The 17,353-nt window shown below is 63.0% G+C and carries 14 protein-coding genes and 1 pseudogene; 8 read left to right on the forward strand and 7 right to left on the reverse strand.

Annotated features, from left to right (window positions below):
* Positions 1–173, reverse strand: a pseudogene (locus BMX92_RS22025) (electron transfer flavoprotein subunit beta/FixA family protein); the annotation flags it as partial.
* A gap of 131 nt (positions 174–304) precedes the next feature.
* On the opposite strand from BMX92_RS22025, the gene BMX92_RS22030 reads away from it, so the two are divergent.
* A complete protein-coding gene (locus tag BMX92_RS22030; protein ID WP_093020575.1) occupies positions 305–1,060 on the forward strand; it encodes a FadR/GntR family transcriptional regulator in 756 nt (251 codons plus the stop codon).
* A gap of 69 nt (positions 1,061–1,129) precedes the next feature.
* Complete coding sequence (locus BMX92_RS22035) at positions 1,130–2,320, forward strand: CaiB/BaiF CoA transferase family protein (protein ID WP_093020577.1); 1,191 nt, start codon at positions 1,130–1,132, stop codon at positions 2,318–2,320.
* Between the two features lie 36 nt (positions 2,321–2,356).
* On the opposite strand, the gene BMX92_RS22040 is transcribed toward BMX92_RS22035, so the two are convergent.
* A complete protein-coding gene (locus BMX92_RS22040) occupies positions 2,357–3,496 on the reverse strand; it encodes an acyl-CoA dehydrogenase family protein (RefSeq protein ID WP_093020579.1) in 1,140 nt (379 codons plus the stop codon).
* Between the two features lie 153 nt (positions 3,497–3,649).
* Here BMX92_RS22040 and BMX92_RS22045 point away from each other — a divergent pair, with 153 nt between their 5' ends.
* The 3 genes from BMX92_RS22045 to BMX92_RS22055 all read left to right on the forward strand — a co-directional run bounded on the left by BMX92_RS22045 (position 3,650) and on the right by BMX92_RS22055 (position 5,824).
* Positions 3,650–4,882 carry a LysR family transcriptional regulator gene (locus BMX92_RS22045; RefSeq protein ID WP_093020581.1) on the forward strand — a complete coding sequence of 411 codons (1,233 nt, stop codon included), beginning with the start codon at positions 3,650–3,652 and terminating at the stop codon, positions 4,880–4,882.
* A gap of 82 nt (positions 4,883–4,964) precedes the next feature.
* Positions 4,965–5,315, forward strand: coding sequence for an antitoxin Xre/MbcA/ParS toxin-binding domain-containing protein (locus tag BMX92_RS22050; protein WP_093020583.1), 351 nt, complete (start codon positions 4,965–4,967; stop codon positions 5,313–5,315).
* 8 nt (positions 5,316–5,323) lie between these two features.
* The gene (locus BMX92_RS22055; RefSeq protein WP_093020585.1) at positions 5,324–5,824 is read left to right on the forward strand and encodes an RES family NAD+ phosphorylase; all 501 of its coding nucleotides are present in this window, start codon (positions 5,324–5,326) and stop codon (positions 5,822–5,824) included.
* A gap of 21 nt (positions 5,825–5,845) precedes the next feature.
* Here the strand turns inward: BMX92_RS22055 and BMX92_RS22060 are convergent, their stop codons facing one another.
* The 5 genes from BMX92_RS22060 to BMX92_RS22080 all read right to left on the reverse strand — a co-directional run bounded on the left by BMX92_RS22060 (position 5,846) and on the right by BMX92_RS22080 (position 12,793).
* A complete protein-coding gene (locus BMX92_RS22060; protein ID WP_093020587.1) occupies positions 5,846–7,333 on the reverse strand; it encodes an aldehyde dehydrogenase family protein in 1,488 nt (495 codons plus the stop codon).
* 19 nt (positions 7,334–7,352) lie between these two features.
* Positions 7,353–8,978 (reverse strand): GMC family oxidoreductase, encoded by a 1,626-nt coding sequence (locus BMX92_RS22065; RefSeq protein ID WP_093020589.1) that lies wholly within the window; start codon positions 8,976–8,978, stop codon positions 7,353–7,355.
* A complete protein-coding gene (locus tag BMX92_RS22070; protein ID WP_256213547.1) occupies positions 8,975–10,324 on the reverse strand; it encodes an MFS transporter in 1,350 nt (449 codons plus the stop codon). The genes BMX92_RS22065 and BMX92_RS22070 overlap by 4 nt, the downstream gene beginning before the upstream one ends.
* A gap of 74 nt (positions 10,325–10,398) precedes the next feature.
* The gene (locus BMX92_RS22075) at positions 10,399–11,331 is read right to left on the reverse strand and encodes a PDR/VanB family oxidoreductase (protein ID WP_093020591.1); all 933 of its coding nucleotides are present in this window, start codon (positions 11,329–11,331) and stop codon (positions 10,399–10,401) included.
* A gap of 148 nt (positions 11,332–11,479) precedes the next feature.
* On the reverse strand, positions 11,480–12,793 hold the full coding sequence (locus BMX92_RS22080; protein WP_218145825.1) for a Rieske 2Fe-2S domain-containing protein: 1,314 nt from the start codon (positions 12,791–12,793) through the stop codon (positions 11,480–11,482).
* 249 nt (positions 12,794–13,042) lie between these two features.
* Here BMX92_RS22080 and BMX92_RS22085 point away from each other — a divergent pair, with 249 nt between their 5' ends.
* From BMX92_RS22085 to BMX92_RS22095, 3 genes are all read left to right on the forward strand, one after another.
* Positions 13,043–15,301, forward strand: coding sequence for a TonB-dependent receptor (locus BMX92_RS22085; RefSeq protein WP_093020595.1), 2,259 nt, complete (start codon positions 13,043–13,045; stop codon positions 15,299–15,301).
* A gap of 61 nt (positions 15,302–15,362) precedes the next feature.
* A complete protein-coding gene (locus BMX92_RS22090) occupies positions 15,363–16,145 on the forward strand; it encodes an SDR family NAD(P)-dependent oxidoreductase (RefSeq protein ID WP_256213548.1) in 783 nt (260 codons plus the stop codon).
* 145 nt (positions 16,146–16,290) lie between these two features.
* A complete protein-coding gene (locus BMX92_RS22095) occupies positions 16,291–17,337 on the forward strand; it encodes an aromatic ring-hydroxylating dioxygenase subunit alpha (RefSeq protein WP_093020597.1) in 1,047 nt (348 codons plus the stop codon).
* Positions 17,338–17,353: the final 16 nt, after the last annotated feature.

The following is a 17,353-nucleotide window of genomic DNA, read 5'->3' on the forward strand; positions in this document are numbered from 1 at the left end:
ACCTCGGTCGCCACGCCCTTTTCCTTCAGGCGAATGGCTTCCTCGACCGCGATCTCGTCAAACGGGTTCATGCTCATCTTGACGTTCGCAAGCTCCACGCCCGTCCCGTCAGACTTCACCCGCGGCTTCACATTATAGTCAATCACCCGCTTCACGGGCACAAGGATCTTCATATCTAACATCCTCCTTTAATGGTCCGACCATTATAATATTCAGGATTGTTGTCAACTCCGCTGGTCTAACCATTGCTCGATCCGCTGGAGGGCGTTAGCGTCTGCTTTCCCGTTCAACAGGCCGGCACGTCATGAAATCTCCGTCACCCACACCCAATTTTGCGCCAATCAAGACGCAGCGCGCCTTCGAGGTCATTTGCGAGCAAATTCGTGCGCAACTGGCTTCGGGTACGCTCAAGACCGGCGACAAGCTGCCAGCAGAGCGCGAACTGGCAGCGGAGTTCCAGGTCAGTCGCAGCGCTCTGCGTGAGGCGCTGCGCAGCCTGGAAGTGGCGGGGATCATCCGTAATGTGAAAGGCGTGAAGGGCGGCGCTTTCATACAGTCGGCCGAACCTGACCGGATCGTGCAGGCAATGCAGGATTATGTGCATCTGGGCAATATCTCGCTGGACGAACTGACCGAGGCGCGACTGGCGACGCAGGATATCATCGTCCGCCTCGCCTGCGCGCGCGCGAGTGAAGCGGATCTGGCCGAATTGGAGGCGATTGCAGAACGAACGCGGCAGGAAACGAGCGTGGAAGCGCGTTATGAATGCGCGGCGGCCTATTATCGCGTCCTGGCACGCGCGACCAGGAATCGCATGTTCGGTATCTTCGTGGACTCGCTGTCAGCCATCCTGCACGAGTTTGTACAGGGGCCGGATTATGAGACGTTGCAGGAGACATTGATCGACTCCCGTTTCAAGCTGGTCCGCCATTTGCGCGCGCGCGATGCGGATGCTGCGGCGGCGGAAATGCGCAAGCATCTGGAGCGGGTGCATCGCCATGTTCGCAAAAACCTGAAGGCGCAAGGCGCGTCAACGAAGACCAGGAAGATCCCCACATAGATTGACCACCCGCCCTTGTCATGCAATAGGTAGGACCATTCAATAATTTGGTTCTGTCGGGGATGAGGCATGGTTGGAGAACAGGTGATGGCGAAGGGCGATGCCCTGGCCGGCGTGCGGGTGCTGGATTTTACCAGCGTAATGGCAGGACCGTTTGCCACACGGATGCTGGCCGACCTGGGCGCCGACGTCGTGAAGGTGGAATCGCTGGACGGGGATCAGGTACGCGCTCGTCCGCCGGTGCGAAACGGACATAGCGCCTATTTCGGCCATCTGAATGCAGGCAAGCGGTCGATCGCCTGCAACCTCAAATCGCCGGAAATTCGCGCTCTGATCCTGGAACTTGTGAAGCGGTTCGATGTGGTGGTCGAAAATTTCCGGCCCGGCGTGATGCAGCGGTTCGGGCTGGACTATGCGACGCTGGCCGCCATCAATCCGCGCCTGATCTACTGCTCCATCTCCGGCTATGGGCAGGAGGGGCCAAAGGCGCATCATCCCGCTTATGCGCCAGTGATCCATGCGGCCAGTGGCTTCGACATGGTCAACCTCCATTATCAGGATGGCGCCGATCGCCCGGCAACCGGCGGCATCTTCGTTGCCGACGTGTTGGGCGGCACCCATGCCTTTGGCGCGATCCAGGCGGCGCTCTATCAGCGCGAGAAGACCGGCATGGGTCAGCATATCGACCTGTCGATGCTGGAAGCGATGATCGGCATGCTGGTGTTCGAGGCGCAGGAGGCGCAATTCCCCGGCGGGGCGCGACGGCCACTCTACTCGCCGCTTCGCACCAGGGATGGCTTCATCATGGTGGCGCCGACCAGTCCGCGCAATTTCGAACAGTTGAGCGATGCGGTGGGCCATCCCGAATGGCGCGATGATCCGCGTTTTTGCACCAATGCCGATCGCAACGCTAATTGGGCGACATTGCTGAGCCTGACCGAGCAGTGGACCGTCGAACGAACATCGGCCGAGGCAGAGGCGGTCCTGTCGCAGCATGGCGTGCCATGCGCATGCTACCGCGATATGGCGGCGGTGCTGGATGATCCGCAACTCGCCGCGCGGGAGGCATGGACCACGATCAATGATGGGGCAGGCCCCTTCGCGGTGCCCAATCCGCCGTTTCGCATGAGTGGGTCGCGGGCGCAGCCGCGCGATTTGGTGGCGGATCTTGGTCAACATGGCGGGTCATTGCTGACGGAAGAACTGGGATTGTCTGATGAAGCGGTCGCGGATTTGCGGACGGCAGGGCAATTGATCTGACAAGAGGGGGGAGGGTCTGCCCTCCCCCCTTCCACTTTAACGCAGCAATTCGCGAGCGATGGTGTTGCGCTGGATTTCCGAGGAGCCTTCGTAAATCCGGGTGATGCGGATGTCGCGATACAGGCGCTCGACCGCGAAGCCGCGGCAATAGCCATTGCCGCCGAAAATCTGGACGGCGGTGTCGACGGTACGGCTGCCCGCTTCGGTCGCGAACAGCTTGGCCATGGCGGCGCGTTCACGGCTCTTGTCGCCCTGATCATAGCGCCATGCGGCGTCGAGCAGCATCAGGCGGGCGGCGCGCATATCGGTCGCCATGTTGGCCAGATAATGGCGGATCGCCTGAAATTCGGAGATGACGCCGCCAAAAGCCGGGCGCACCTTCGATTCCTCGATCGCCAGTTCCAGCGCATATTCGCCCATGCCGACCGCAGTGGCACCGACATTGATGCGGCCTTCATTGAGGCCTTCCAGCGCATAGCGGAATCCCTGCCCCTCTTCGCCCAGCAGCGCGTCGGCCGGCACCTGACATTCGTCGAAGCTGAGTTCGAACACGCCGGGGGATGCGGTGCCCATCAGTTCGATCGTGCCGGTGACCGAGAAGCCGGGCGTGTCGGCGGGCATCAGGAAGGCGGAGATGCCGTTGCGGGCGCCCGCTGCCTTGTCCGTATAGGCGTAGACGATGACATATTTGGCCTTCTTTCCGTTGGAAATGAAGGTCTTGCTGCCATTGATTCGCCAGCCGTCGGCATTGCGGACCGCAGTGGTGCGCATCGAACCCGGATCGGAGCCGCTATTGGGTTCGGTCAACGCGAAGGCGATCGGGATTTCGCCGGTGGCCATGCCGGGCAGCAGGGCAGCGCGCTGTTCCTCGCTGGCATGATAGATGATGTTCTTTGCCCCCGGGCCCATCAGCGGGCGCAGTTCGGTCCAGAACTGGGGCGGAAGGCGGGCAAGTTCGATCTGTACGGCCGCCTGCGCCAGGGCGCCAAGGCCAAGGCCGCCATAGGCTTCGGGCAGGGCCATGCCGAAATAGCCATTGTCGACCAGCGTCTGACGCACGATCGGCGGGATGACCCCCGTCTCCTGAAAGGCGACCTCATAAGGCAGCAGGTCGCGGACGATGGTGCGCGTAACGTCGCAGAATTCCTTGATATCGTCGGGCAGTTCGAAATCCACGGGGCTTCCCCTCCTTGATGAATGAGGCAACGAGTTGGACACATAAATCGGTTTCTTGTTCCATAATGGTCCTACCATTTGTTAAATGGTCAGTCCATTCAAATTTTCAAAGCCGCTGGCGTTCCCGCCAGTACGCATTAGGATGTTGACGCCATGTCCACCGACCCGTTCGACCTCAATCTGCGGCACCTGCGCGCTCTGCTCGCGATCCGGGAGCATGGCGGGATCACGGCCGCCGCCGATGCGGTCAGCCTGTCGCAGCCGGCGCTGACGCAAGGGCTGGCCAAGCTGGAACGGCAGTTCGGCTACACATTGTTCGAGCGACGGTCGGGCGGCATGATCGCGACGCCGATGGGAGAGATTGTGATCGACCGCGCGCAGGCTGCGCTGGAACATCTGTCAGTGGGGGCCAAGGGTCTGTCGGCGGTGTTCCTGCACCCCGAAAGATTGATGACGATGACCCAGTTGCGCGCCTTTCTGGCGCTGGCGGAGGCGGGGAGTTTCGCCTCTGCCGCACAGGGCACCGGCCTGTCGCAGACGGCGGTGCATCGCGCAGTCGGCGATCTGGAGCAGATGATCGGCGGCAAGCTGGTCGAGCGGCGCGGGCGGGTGGTGTGGCTCAACCCGGCGGGCAAGCGGCTGGCGCGCGGCACGCGGCTGGCGGTGGCGGAGATATCGGCGGCGATCGCCGATCTGGGGCTGGATAGCGGCAGCGGCAGCGAACTGATCGCCTTCGGTGCGCTCCCGCTGTCGCGCCCCTATCTGGTGCCCGCCGCCATGGGGCGGCTGACGCGGGAGGAACCGCGCGCGGCCTTCAAGGTGCTGGAGGGCAGTTGGCGCGAACTGGTCGAGCCGCTGCGCGATGGGGTGATCGACATGATCGTGGGCGCCCTGCGGCCCTATGAGATTGCCGACCTTTACCAGATGCCGCTGGTGGAGGATCGTCTGGTGATCGCGGCGGGCAGCGGGCATCCGCTGGCGCAGGTGGCCGCGCCGACCATGGCGCAACTGGCGGCCTATCCGTGGATCGTTGCGCCGGCCAATTCGCCACTGCGCGAACAATGGCAGCAATTGTTCGCTGACCAGCCGCAGCCGCCGACGCCGATCGAGTGCGGGTCGGTGATGATCATCGGCCGGCTGCTGACCGAGGGGCATTTCCTGACCCTGCTGTCGCCCGATCAGGTGGCGTTGCAGATCCGCAGCGGATTGCTGACCCAGATCGGTCCGCCGCTGGAAACCAGCCGGCGTCTGGTGGGCATCACGACGCGCCGTAGCTGGCGCCCGACCGCGATTCAGCGGCGCTTTCTGGATCTGGTGAAGGATGCCGCGACGCGGCGAGTTGAGGAAGCGGCGGTCGTGGGGTTGCGCGGAGAGGGGTGGGTCTAGGAAATGACAGACCCTATCCGTTCCCTGAATGCCGATAATTTTGACGCTATATTGCGTTAGAATGATTGTGGTAGGAAATGATATGAGCCTGCTGGACTATGTCGATCATGGGCTGTTCGCGCCGATCAAGATTGCGGCGGCATTTCGCACGACCAGTGAGGAAGTGGCGCGATCGGCCGGGCTGGGCCGCGATGCGGTGCAGCGCAAGGAGCGGCTGCGTTCCGACAAGACCCAACGCCGCTTGCGGGAAATGGTCGAGATCGTCACGAAGACCAGCCCTCGTTTCGGGTCCGCGCTGATTGCCTATGCCTGGTACAGGTCGGAGCCTCTGGCGGGATTTTCCGGGTGGACGGCGATGCAGCTTGTGCAGGAGGGCAGGGCGAGCGACGTGCTGGATTATATCGACGCGGTCGATGCGGGCGTTTACGCCTGACTACATCCATGCGCTATCGCGGGAAACTCTATCGGGCGTTGAACCCGATCTACGCGCGTGAACCCTGTTCGGGGCAAGGCGCGCAACTGCATGGCGGCCGTTTCAACCCGAAACGCATGGCTGCGCTTTACTGCGCGACATCCCTCCACACCGCCCTTGGCGAGGCCAATCAGGTGGGTGATCTGCAACCCACGACGATTCTCTGCTATGATGCGGATATCGAAACCGTCTTCGACGGGCGCGATCCTGACGGACTGAAGCGGTTCGGCATGACCCCGGCCGCTTTGGCCGATCCGACGTGGCGCGATCAGATGAAGGCGGCCGGAAAGGCCCACACCCAGATTTTTGCCGAAGCCCTGATGGCCGATGGCTTTGACGGACTGCTCGTTCGCAGCTTCGCGCGTGGGGCCACCGACGATGATATCAACCTCATAGTCTGGACGTGGAGCGATAGCGCGCAGTCCAGACTCACGCTGATCGATAATGAGGGACGGCTGGCTACAATCTGATCGCGATATCAAGCCGCGCTCTCAATCCAGCTTGATCCACACCGCCTTGGTTTCCAGATAATCCTCGATATGGTGCGGGCCGGATTCCCGGCCGAAACCGCTCATGCCATAGCCGCCGAAGGGGACGCCGGGGTCGAGCATCTGGTAGCAATTGACCCAGACCGATCCGGCCCTGATCCCCCGCGCGATGCGGTGCGCGGTGGCGAGGTCGCGGGTCCATACGCCGCTGCCGAGGCCAAAGGGGGTGGCGTTCGCGCGCTCCAGCACTTCCTCGATCGTCTCGAACGAGAAGGCGGAGAGAACAGGGCCGAAAATCTCCTCCCGCGCGATCGTCATGTCGTCAGTCACATTGTCGTAGATGGTGGGAGCGAGGAAATAACCGTCGTCATAGCCGGCGCCCGACAGGCGCGCGCCACCGGCCAGCGCACTCGCGCCCTCCGCCACTGCGCTGTCCATGAAGCCCAATATCTTGTCCATCTGAAGCGCGGAGACGACGGGGCCGATCTGGGTTTCCGCGTTGAGCGGATCGCCGACCTTGATGGTCTTTGTGAAGGCGGCGAGGCGCTCCATGAACTCGGTGCGGATCGAGGATTGGACGAAGAGGCGGGTGCCGGCCGAACAGATCTGCCCCGAATTGGCGAAGACGGCCATGGCGGCGGCAGGCACCGCCTTGTCCAGGTCCGCATCGGCGAAGACGATGTTCGGGGACTTGCCGCCCAGTTCGACCGTGACTCGCTTCATGGAGGGGGCGGCGGCGTGCAGGATCTTTTCGCCCACGCCGGTCGATCCGGTGAAGGCGATCTTGTCCACGCCGGGATGGCTGGAAAGCGCCGCGCCGGCGTCGCCCATGCCGGTCAGGATGTTGATGACACCTTCGGGCACGCCGGCCTCCAGACAGAGTTCGCCAAAGCGCAGGGCGGAGAGCGGCGTCTGTTCGGCCGGCTTCATGACGAGGGTGCATCCGCTGGCGAGAACCGGGCCGGCTTTCCACACGGACATGCCGATCGGGCCGTTCCACGGGTTGATCGCCGCGACGACGCCGATCGGTTCCTTCAACGTATGGGACAGGACATCGCCGGGCGCGCTGTTGTCCAGCGTTTCGCCGGCGATCAGCGTCGCCTGCCCCGCATAATAGCGCAGCAGGCTGCCCGCGCGCGCCTTGCCAAGGATGGTGCGGCTATAGGGCGCGCCCAGATCCAGCGTGTCGAGCATCGCCAGTTCTTCATAATGGGCTTCTACCAGATCGGCGAGGCGCAGCATGATGCGCTGGCGTTCTGCGCCCTTCATCCGGCTCCATGGACCGGTGAGCGCCGCGCGGGCGGCCTTGACCGCGCGATCGACATCCTCCGCGTCGCCCTGCGCTACCAGTGCCAGCAATTCGCCGGTCGCGGGGTTGCGGGTTTCGAACCGTTTGCCCGACAAGGCGGGCACGCGCTGGCCGCCGATCAGCATATCCTGTTCGGTCCGGTCGAGCAGGGCAGGGCGAGGCGGGATGGTGGTGATGGTCATAAGTTTCTCCGGGCCGGGATCAGGCGGCGATATTGGATCGAAGGGCATCTTCGAGGATGAAGCGGGCGGCGCGTTCGGCGATCATCATGGTGGGGGCGCTGGTGTTGCCGCTGATGATCTCCGGCATGACCGAGGCATCGACCACGCGCAGGCCGGCGACGCCGCGCACGCGCAGGCGGTTGTCGACCACCGCCATGGGGTCGCCGTCCGGCCCCATCTTGCACGTGCCGGTCGGGTGATAGGCAGTGTTGACGATCTTGCGCAGCGCGGCGTCGATGTCCGCATCGCTCTGATGCTGGGCGCCGGGTTCGATTTCGTCGCCGGTCATGGCGGCCAGCGCCGGCTGGGCGAAGATGCGGCGGGCTTCGCGAAAGCCGGCGATCAGGGTCTTCATGTCATAGGGATCAGCGAAGAAATTGGGGTCGATGACCGGCTTGTCCTCCGGCCGGTTGCTGGCGAGACGGACCGAGCCGGCGCTTTTGGGGCGGAGCAGCTGGATCAGCGCCATATAGCCATGGCGGCGCGGGACCGAGCGGGCGTCGATCTTCAGCCCGACGAGGAAGGTGATCTGGATATCGGGCCGACCGCTGCCGTCGGTGCAGAGAAAGCCGCCACATTCGGCGACATTGGAGGCCAGCATGCCGGTGCGGTTGAAGAGGTAGCGGAACGGGCTGGCGAGGATGCGCGGCAGCGCCTTGGGCGAGATGGCGTAGGATTCCCCCGACGGATTTTCCATCGCGACATGGACGGTCGGGTGATCCTGCAAATGCTGGCCGACGCCGGGCAGGTTGTGGACAAGGTCGATGCCCATGGCGCGCAGATGATCCTGCGGCCCGATGCCCGACAGCATCAGCAACTGGGGCGAATTGGTCGCGCCAGCGCACAGGATGATTTCGCGCCGGGCAGTCAGGATGCGGCGGGCGCCGTCCTTCTCGATTTCGATGCCGCTGGCGCGGCCGCGGTCGAAGAGGATGCGGCGAACCATGGTTTCGTCAAGGACGGTGAGGTTATCGCGATGCAGTGCGGGGTGGAGGAAAGCGCGGGCGCTGGAGAGGCGGGTGCCGTTCCGCTGGTTGAGATCGTAGCGGCCGAAGCCGTCCTGCCGTTCACCCGCGAAGTCCGCGTTGCGATGATGGCCGGCCTGCGCGGCGGCGTCCACGATGGCGGTGGCGATCGGGTTCCAGCTACGCGGCTTTTCGACGTCCAGTTCTCCCCCCTTGCCGTGCCAGGGCTGGTCGGGGCCGTGATAATTTTCGACCGCCTTGAAGGCGGGAAGGACGTCGTCATGGGACCAGCCGGCGTTGCCAGCATCGGCCCAGCCATCATAATCCGCCTTTTGTCCGCGAATATAGACGCCGCCATTGATGGCGCTGCATCCGCCGAACAGCTTGCCGCGCGGAAAGTTGATCTGGCGGTTGTTGACCGCGTCGTTGCCGGCGAGCGATTGTTTCCAGTTATATTTTTCGTGCGGCAGCAGGAAGATATTGCCGACCGGCATGGCGGTCTTGATGTTGACCGGCCAATTGCGGTCGGAAGGGCCGGCTTCGATCAGGGCGACGCGGTTGGCCGGGTCGGCGGACAGGCGATTGGCCATCAGGCTGCCCGCCGAACCGGAACCGATCACGATATAGTCATAGTCGCTCATGCGCGTGCATCCTGTCGGCCGAGGCGGGGGACATGGCCCCGCACGGCGATGAAACCAAGCGCATTGACCAGCATCAGGCCGGCCAGCACGCCGAAGAAACCCAGATTGCCGCCGCCGATCAGCGTGGCCCCGGCGACCGCGCTGACGATCGCCCCGGCGCGGCCGGCGGCCCCCATCAGGCCCAGGCCACGGGCGCGCACAGCGGTCGGGAAAGCGTGGGCGCCGACGGCGAACATGGCCGATTGCGCCGCGCTGGCGAACAGGCCGAGCGCGCCGAGCGCGGCCAGCACCGCCGGCTCGTTGCGTCCGCCGTCGATGGGCAGCAGCGCCAGCAGCGCGCAGACGCCCGCGCCGGTGACAGCCATCAGGATCAGCGTCGGGCGCGATCCGAAGCGGATGATGGCGAGGCTGGCGAACATCGCGCCGATCGTGCCGCCCAGGTTGAAGCTGGTAAGGCCGAGGCTGGCGGTCTGAAGCCCGAAGCCGGCGCTGAAGAGCATGGTCGGCGCCCAGTTGAACATGAGGTAGATCATGAACATGCCCGAGAACATGGCGAGGCTGAGCGCCAGGCTGTCTCGCAACATGGTGCCTTTCAGCAAGGCGCTGAACGGAGTGTAGGGCGCCTTCCCGTCCACCTTCTCCGCCGGTTGGACGGACGCCGGATCGGGATGGTGAATGCGGCGGAGGATCGCGTCGAGTTCCGCCCGACGGTCGGGCCGTTCGGCGAGATAACGGGGCGATTCCGGCAGGATGAACCAGAGCAGGGCGACGAAGGCCATGGTGAGCAGGCCGCCCAGATAGAAGAGCCAGCGCCAGCCCAACACCGGCAGGATCGCGGCGGCCGCGACGCCGCCCAATATGCCGCCGATCGAGACACACACGACGCCGAAGGTGACGGCGACGCTGCGCCAGCGGGCGGGGGTGAATTCCGCGATCATGGCGCTCGCCGTGCCGGGCACGCCGCCCAGGCCGACGCCGGCCAGCGTCTTGAGGACAGCGACATGCCACAGTTCAACCGAAAAGCCGGTGGCGAGTGTCGCCACGCCGAAGATCGCCACGCCGGTCAGCAGCGCTCCGCGCCGGCCGAACCGGTCGCCGATGAAGCCGGAGGTCAGCGTACCGATGGCCATGCCGACGAAGCCGAGCGCGAAGACGAAGCCCAGCGCATCCCGGCTGATATTCCATTCCTTCAGCAGGGACGGGGCGGCAAGGCCTAGCATCTGATTGTCCAGACCGTCCAGAACGACGGTCGCGGCAATCATCAGCACAGCCCAGACCTGAAAGGAGGACAAAGGTAACGAGTCCAACATGCCCTTGCCTTCCGGCTCCAACGCGATCCCTGCCAAAAGGCTTCTCCTCAATGGGCTTTTGCCCTGTTATGCTTCATCGCGGCCCCTACCCATGGGCCTCGCGCTTGCGCTTAAATGTCCAGCACCAGATTGGCGGTCTTGGCGCCCGAGCAGCAGACCATGATCAGCTTGTTTGCCGCCTTTTCCTCATCGGTCAGAAAATGGTCGCGATGATCGGGCACGCCGTCCAGCACCTTGACCTGGCAGGTGCCGCAAATCCCCTCCGAACAGGCGAAGCCGATATCGACGCCCGCCATCAGCAGTGCGTCCAGCATCGTTTCGCCTTCCTCGACGGCGATGGTCTTGCCACTCTTGGCCAGTTCCAGCGTGTATCCGCCTTCGGTCGCCAACTCGGTTTCGGCGGAGAAATATTCGATATGGGCATGGCCTTTTGGCCGGTCGGCATTGGTCGCGACGAAGGCGTCCAGCATGCCGGTCGGGCCGCAGCAATAAAGATGGGCGTCGGCCGGGGCGCGTTCGCAAATGGTCTTCAGGTCCAGTCGCTGGCCACCCGGCACGCCGTCATAGGCGATCTCGACGCGATCATATTCTTCGACCCTATCGACATAGGCGGCGCGATCCGGGGTAGCGGCGACATAATGCAATTCCCAACTGCGGCCCAGTTTCTCCAGCCGCGCGATCATCGGCAACATCGGGGTGATGCCGATGCCGCCGGCGACCAGCACCGTGTGGCTGGCGTCCTCCACCATCGGGAAGTTGTTCTTCGGCTCCGACATTTCGACGATCTGGCCGACGCGCCATTTCTCGTGAATGTGACGGGATCCGCCGCGACCGTCGATCGCGTGATGGACGGCGATCTCATAATAGCCGCGAATGGCGGGATCGTTGACCAGCGAATAGCTGCGCGCCAGCCCTTTTTCGAGCTGGAGGTCGACATGCGCGCCGGGTTCGAATGCGGGCATCATGCCACCGCCGACCGGTTCCAAAACATAGCTGTTGATCCCGTCCGCTTCCCAACGGATGGTCCGGATACGTACCTGCATCACACTCTCCCCTCGGCGCGATGCGTCTCTTGACCCGGCCCGTGCGCGATGGATCGGCGCCCGGTGCGGATCGCAATGCGTCTCGCCACCTTATGTCCCTTCGTTCGGGGCGTGCCGGCACGTGGATCGTGCCGGCCGCCAGTCTGGTTCACTCTGCCGCTTCCACCTTTTCAGGCCAGCGTACCGCCTTTGCCAAGGCCGTTTCATAGGCATTCTGCAAGCTATCGCTGGGGTCGTGCAGGAAAGAGCCTGCTCGGGCGCGGTAGAAGACGTCCGGATTTTCGATGCCCGGCGGCACCACGCCCTTGTTGGCGAAGGCACGGGCGGCCAGAAGCACGCGGCGGCGGACGCGGGCGATCATCTGGTCGGTCGGCGCCAGATTTTCGAAGCTGTGGTCGGTGACCGGCCCCATGCTTTCGGTGACGGCCTGATCCTGCATCGTGATATTGGGGATGCCGGTGAATTGATGGCCATTGCGCTGCGATTCCCGGTCGATCGCCCAGTCGTTCGCTTCGCTGTCGGTCGAGCGCCAGCGGCCGAACCAGTCGGTCGTGTTGGGGGCATAGCTGATCTGGTCGAACAGCGGCGTGCCGTCCTTCAGCGTCGAATTATAGGCCGGGTTCCCCGCGTCCACGCCGCAGGTGATGTCGAACAGCATCGAATGTTCGTCGTCCATCGGCACCCAGGCGCGGGCGATGGCGCGGGTGGCGAAACGGTTGTTGGGCGTCTGCGTCCACATCGGGAACATATAATGGGCGACGCGCCAACTCATCTGGCCATCGTCATTGGGGCGATAGCCGCCATACATGACGCCCCAGTCGGACTGGGCCACTTCATATTCCGGCGCACGGTCCAGCACGGTGGGGCGCATCGGATGATCGGGTTCCAGATCGTCGGCCTCGATCCCGCCGACATGCAGGAAGCCGACATGGCTGGTGTCGATGTCGCCTTCCAGCGCCTGAAGCCAGTTGCAATCGCGTTGCAGGCACCAGATTTCGGCGTCGGGGTGCATCGCCGCCTCGATTTCCGGGAGCGGCGGCGGGTTCGCCTGATCCTGCCCCATATAGACCCAGATCAGGCCATTGGCCTCATGGGTCTTGTACGCCTTGGCATGAACCTTTTCCTTGAAGTCCATGCGGGCGGGGACGGAGGGCATGTCGACGCACTTGCCGTCCACGTCGAACTTCCAGCCATGATAGACGCAGCGTATGCCATTCTGCTCGTTACGGCCGATGAACAGCGACGCGCAGCGGTGCGGGCAGCGATGATCCATGATGCCGACCCGGCCGTTGCTGTCGCGGAAGGCTATCAGCTTTTCGCACAGGATCATCAGCCGGACCGGATCGCCATCGCTCTGCACTTCGGACGATAGGCAAGCGGGCAACCAATATTGCCGCATGAAATTGCCCATCACGGTTCCGGGACCAACTTTGGTCAGGTCTGCGCTATCACTGGACTGCATGGTTCAGGCTCTTCCTACACTACCCTGTTGGACGGTCGGGCCAATCCGGGAAATCCCGTCATTGCCTGCCGTCATTCGTTGCATCTGCTATATCCTCGCTAGACGCTGGTGGGCGGCGACCCCAATCGGAATATGGTCGTACCATTCAAAAATCGGGACGAAGCTATTGTGCGGCGAAGATTTTTGCTGCTTCACCCCACTTGCCAAGGCGGCAGGCAAGCCGCTCGCATCCCAGGGGAGACGCTTTTCATGCCGTTCAAAATCCAAACTTCCACCGCCATCGGCGCCGTTCTGGGCGCCTTGATGATCGGCGCCAGCGCGCCGGCGATGGCGCAGGTGGAAGCTGCCGCGCCGCAAGAGAGCGCGCCGCAGGAATCGGTCAGCGGGGACATTATCGTAACGGCACAGCGCCGCGAATCGACGGTGCGCGAAGTGCCTTTCTCGATCGCGGCTTTTGGTGGCGAGGATCTGCGCAAGACGCAGGTGTTCAGCCCCACCGCCCTGACGCAGCAGATGCCGGGCATCACCGTCAACACATCGGACAAGTCGCTGTCGATCGTCGCGATCCGCGGTAATGTGTCGACGTTCCGCACCGCCACGCTGGACACGCCGGTCGCCTATTTCATGGACGACGTCTACTACGTGTTCAACAATGACCTGAACGCCAATTTCTACGACATTCAGCGCGTGGAAGTGCTGCGCGGGCCGCAGGGCACGCTGTTCGGCCGCAACGTGGTGGGTGGCGCGATCGCGGTCATCACTAACAATCCTGAGATGAAGGAAGACTGGTACGGGCAGGTGACGGCGGGCAATGGCGCCTATGTCCGGACCGAAGGCATGGTGAATGGCATGCTGGTGGACGACAAGCTGGGGTTCCGCGCATCGTTCAGCACGGAAACGTCCAATGGCCTGATCGACACGCCTAACCAGAAGGGCAGTTATGGCAAGACCGATGGCGTCGCGATGCGCGGTAAGCTGCTGTTCCAGCCGACCGATACGCTCAAGATCGTCCTGTCGGGCGACTATAGCTATACCGAGGGCAATGGCGGCGCGATCGGCCTCGGCATTGGCGGGGTGCAGCGGATTCCGGCGACCTTCGGCGATTTTGACGATGGCAAATGGACGAACAACGACTTTGCCCGCTCGCCCTATCGCCAGCGCTTGCGCGGCGGTTATCTGCGCGGCGACCTGGATGTGCTGGGTGGTACGCTGACTGCGATCACCGGCTATCGCCTGAATGACAGCCATGCGATCAACGACGATGTGCCGGTGGCAACGGTGGTGCCGGTGTTCGATCGCCGGCAGGTGGTGAAGAATCGCAGCTTCACGCAGGAAGTGCGCTTTGCCTCCGCGCCGGGTCGTTTCTCCTATGTGGTGGGGGCCTATTATCTGTCGGCCGACGTGTCGACGACCAACATCTTCTACTATAGCCCGCTGCCCGGATCGGCGGTGCCGGCTTCGGTCCGCCGGAACCCGGACGTCACCAACATCACGCGGGTGCAGGACGGTAATGTCCGCAGTGTCGCGGTGTTCGGCGAAGGCACGTTCGAAGTCACCGACCGGCTCTCGTTGGTGGCTGGCGGCCGCTATACATCGGACCGCAAGAAGATCGACTATCATGCCTTCTCGACCACCGATGCAGGGGCGATCCCCGGCTTCGGTTTCCCCGGCGAGGTGCTGGCGTCCGGGGGCAAGACCTGGAACGCCTTCACCCCGCGCGTGACGCTGAAATATGAGCCGATCGACAATGTGAACCTCTACGCGACCTGGGCGAAGGGCTTCAAGTCGGGCGGGTTCGTCGACAATGCCTATCGCAACCCGACCATTCCGCTGGAGCCGGAAAAGGCGCAGAATTACGAAATCGGCGCCAAGACGCGGCTGTTCAACAACATGCTCGATTTCAACGTCGCGCTGTTCAAGCAGAAGACCAAGAATCTCCAGAATTTCTCGGGCGCGGGCGGGATCGCCCATACCTATAATGGTACGCTGGAGATGAAGGGTTGGGAGGTTGAATCCGTGGTCCGGCCGATCGACGGGCTGCGCCTGACCGGCAATTACACGCATCTGATCGGCACCTATACCGATCTGCGCGATCCGCTGGTCAATCTGGATTATTCGGGCAATCCGGCCAAGTTCGCGCCGCGTGACAGCTTCACCCTCGGGGCAAGCTATGATCTGGCGATGAGCAATGGCGCAAAGCTGACACCGCAGGCCGACTTCAACTATTCCAGCCGTATTTCGACGGACGATGCCAACACGCTGCGTCTGTATGAGAATCTGCACAATGATACCAAGGGGCGGACATTGAACGCGCGGCTCAATTATGAGTCCGCCGATGGCCGCTGGACATTGGGCATCTGGGGCAAGAACCTCACCAATAATTATCAGATCGTCAATGCCGACGACATCACGGCCTTCCTGGCGGTGCCGGGCAATGGCACGACCTATTGGAAGATTTTCACCAATACGCCGCGTACCTATGGCCTGACCCTCTCCATCAGGCCGTAAGTCGGACGTGTTGCAGGGGGAGGGTGCAGCCTCCCCCTTTTCCTTCTCAAGATCAGGACGGATGATGGCCGAACATTTCGATTTGCCCGCCAATGGCAGTTTTTCTTTTGTGGGGCGCACGGCGCTCATCACCGGCGGCGGGCGCGGCGTGGGGGAAGCGATCGCACGGGAAATCCATGCGGGCGGCGGCAAGGTCGCGGTGAGCGACGTCGATCTGGCGGTGGCGCAGCAGGTGGCGGATTCGCTGGATCCCGGCGGCGCGAGCGCCATCGCCCTGCCGCTTGACGTGCGGGAGAAGGCGGATTTTCTGGCCGCGCGCGACCGGATCGTGGCGGACTGGGGCAAGGTCGACATCGTCGTCAACAATGCGGGTTTCGCCAAGCGGACGCCGACGCAGGACATCACGCCCGAGGAATTCGATGCGATCGTCCAGATCAACATGCGCAGCGTGTTTTTGAGCTGTCAGATATTCTCCGAGCATATGCGAGAACAGGGCTATGGCCGGATCGTCAACATCACCTCGCTTGCGGGACAAAATGGCGGGACGGTGGCGTCGCCCCATTATGCCGCGTCCAAGGCAGGGGCGATCATGCTGACCAAATATTTCGCCCGCTATCTCGCGGGTTCGGGCGTCACCGTGAATGCCATCGCGCCCGGCCCGATCGACACCGCCAAGGCGCGGCTGTCGGCGGAACAGATTGCGCGGGTCGAAGGAGAGGTGCCGGCCGGCCGCTTCATGGCGGTGAGCGAGATTGCGGCAGCGGCGGCTCTGCTGGCGTCGGACCGGGGCGGCTTCTTCGTCGGCGCGACGCTGGACATGAATGGCGGGCTCTATCTGCGCTGATTGATCGGTCCGCTAATCTTATCGTTTATCCCGCTTATCTTATGGCATTATCGCATAGCGATTGGCGGGCATCGCGCGAGCATAATAGTTTACACCCAATGTCAAATGGGCCGGCAACGCTATCGGCCAGGGTAAGGAGAGTCGGATGTTCATCTATAATGCCTGGTATGTGGCTGCCTTCGCGGCCGATATCGCGCCCGGCAAGACACTCGGCCGCAAATATCTGAACAAGGCCGTCGTGCTGTTCCGCACCGAAGCGGGCGAGATCGCCGCGCTGGAGGACCGGTGCAGCCACCGCGCCATGCCGCTGTCCGCCGGACATGTCGACGGCGATGTCATCCGTTGCTGCTATCATGGCGTGGAGTTCGACAAGCGCGGCGCGTGCACCCGTATTCCCAACCAGACCCGCATCCCGCCGGCCGCCAATGTGCGCCATTATCCGGTGGTGGAGAAGGATCATCTGATCTGGATCTGGATGGGTGAGCCGGCGCTGGCCGACCCGTCGATCATTGTCGACAATCCCGAGCATGACGATCCCAAATGGACGTGGCGGCCCTATAATTTCCCGGTGAAGGCCAATTGGCAACTGATCATCGACAATATCATGGACCTGACCCACGTCCCCTACATCCATGCCCGCACGATCGGCGGCAATCCCGAACAACATTATGGCGCCGACACCAAGGTCGAGTTTGACGGGCGCAAGGTGACGCTGCTGCGCAAGATGCCCAACAGCGTTCCGCCCAAATCCTATGTCGATGCGGGCGGTTTCAAGGGCCGGGTCGATCGCTGGCAGGAAGTGCGCTTCAATCCCGGCATCGGCATGACCTGTCGCGTCAATGCGGGCGGCTGCGATGTCGGCACGGGTGCCTATGAAGGCAAGCGCGACAATGGCTTCATGCTGGCGAACAACCATTTCATCACCCCGGAAACCGAGACGACCAGCCATTATCTCTGGACCATTTGCACCACCGCACCCAAGGAAAGCGGGGTGCCGGATGTGCTGTTCGATCAGTTTTTCGACACCATCACCGAAGATGAGGAAACCTTGCAGGCGCAGCAGGCGCGGATCGATGATGAGCCGGAACGCGCCTTTGTCGGCATCGCCAGCGACGGGGCTGTCAACCAGGCCCGCCGTGTGCTGAGCGCCATGCTGGAAGCCGAACAGGGAGCCGTCATCGCGGCGGAGTGATCCGCCTTGCGTATAT

Origin of the sequence: Sphingobium sp. YR768 (assembly GCF_900111125.1) — a bacterium.
In the GTDB taxonomy this organism is placed as follows: Bacteria; Pseudomonadota; Alphaproteobacteria; order Sphingomonadales; family Sphingomonadaceae; genus Sphingobium.

Bases quoted from the DNA above. Each gene is read 5' to 3' on its own strand.
- BMX92_RS22095 (WP_093020597.1), top strand. From the start codon at position 16,291: ATGTTCATCTATAATGCCTGGTATGTGGCTGCCTTCGCGGCCGATATC.
- BMX92_RS22055 (WP_093020585.1), top strand. From the start codon at position 5,324: ATGCGCTATCGCGGGAAACTCTATCGGGCGTTGAACCCGATCTACGCG.
- BMX92_RS22075 (WP_093020591.1), bottom strand. From the start codon at position 11,331: ATGCAGGTACGTATCCGGACCATCCGTTGGGAAGCGGACGGGATCAAC.
- BMX92_RS22090 (WP_256213548.1), top strand. From the start codon at position 15,363: ATGATGGCCGAACATTTCGATTTGCCCGCCAATGGCAGTTTTTCTTTT.
- BMX92_RS22060 (WP_093020587.1), bottom strand. From the start codon at position 7,333: ATGACCATCACCACCATCCCGCCTCGCCCTGCCCTGCTCGACCGGACC.
- BMX92_RS22045 (WP_093020581.1), top strand. From the start codon at position 3,650: ATGTCCACCGACCCGTTCGACCTCAATCTGCGGCACCTGCGCGCTCTG.
- BMX92_RS22050 (WP_093020583.1), top strand. From the start codon at position 4,965: ATGAGCCTGCTGGACTATGTCGATCATGGGCTGTTCGCGCCGATCAAG.
- BMX92_RS22080 (WP_218145825.1), bottom strand. From the start codon at position 12,793: ATGCAGTCCAGTGATAGCGCAGACCTGACCAAAGTTGGTCCCGGAACC.
- BMX92_RS22065 (WP_093020589.1), bottom strand. From the start codon at position 8,978: ATGAGCGACTATGACTATATCGTGATCGGTTCCGGTTCGGCGGGCAGC.
- BMX92_RS22030 (WP_093020575.1), top strand. From the start codon at position 305: ATGAAATCTCCGTCACCCACACCCAATTTTGCGCCAATCAAGACGCAG.
- BMX92_RS22085 (WP_093020595.1), top strand. From the start codon at position 13,043: ATGCCGTTCAAAATCCAAACTTCCACCGCCATCGGCGCCGTTCTGGGC.
- BMX92_RS22035 (WP_093020577.1), top strand. From the start codon at position 1,130: ATGGTTGGAGAACAGGTGATGGCGAAGGGCGATGCCCTGGCCGGCGTG.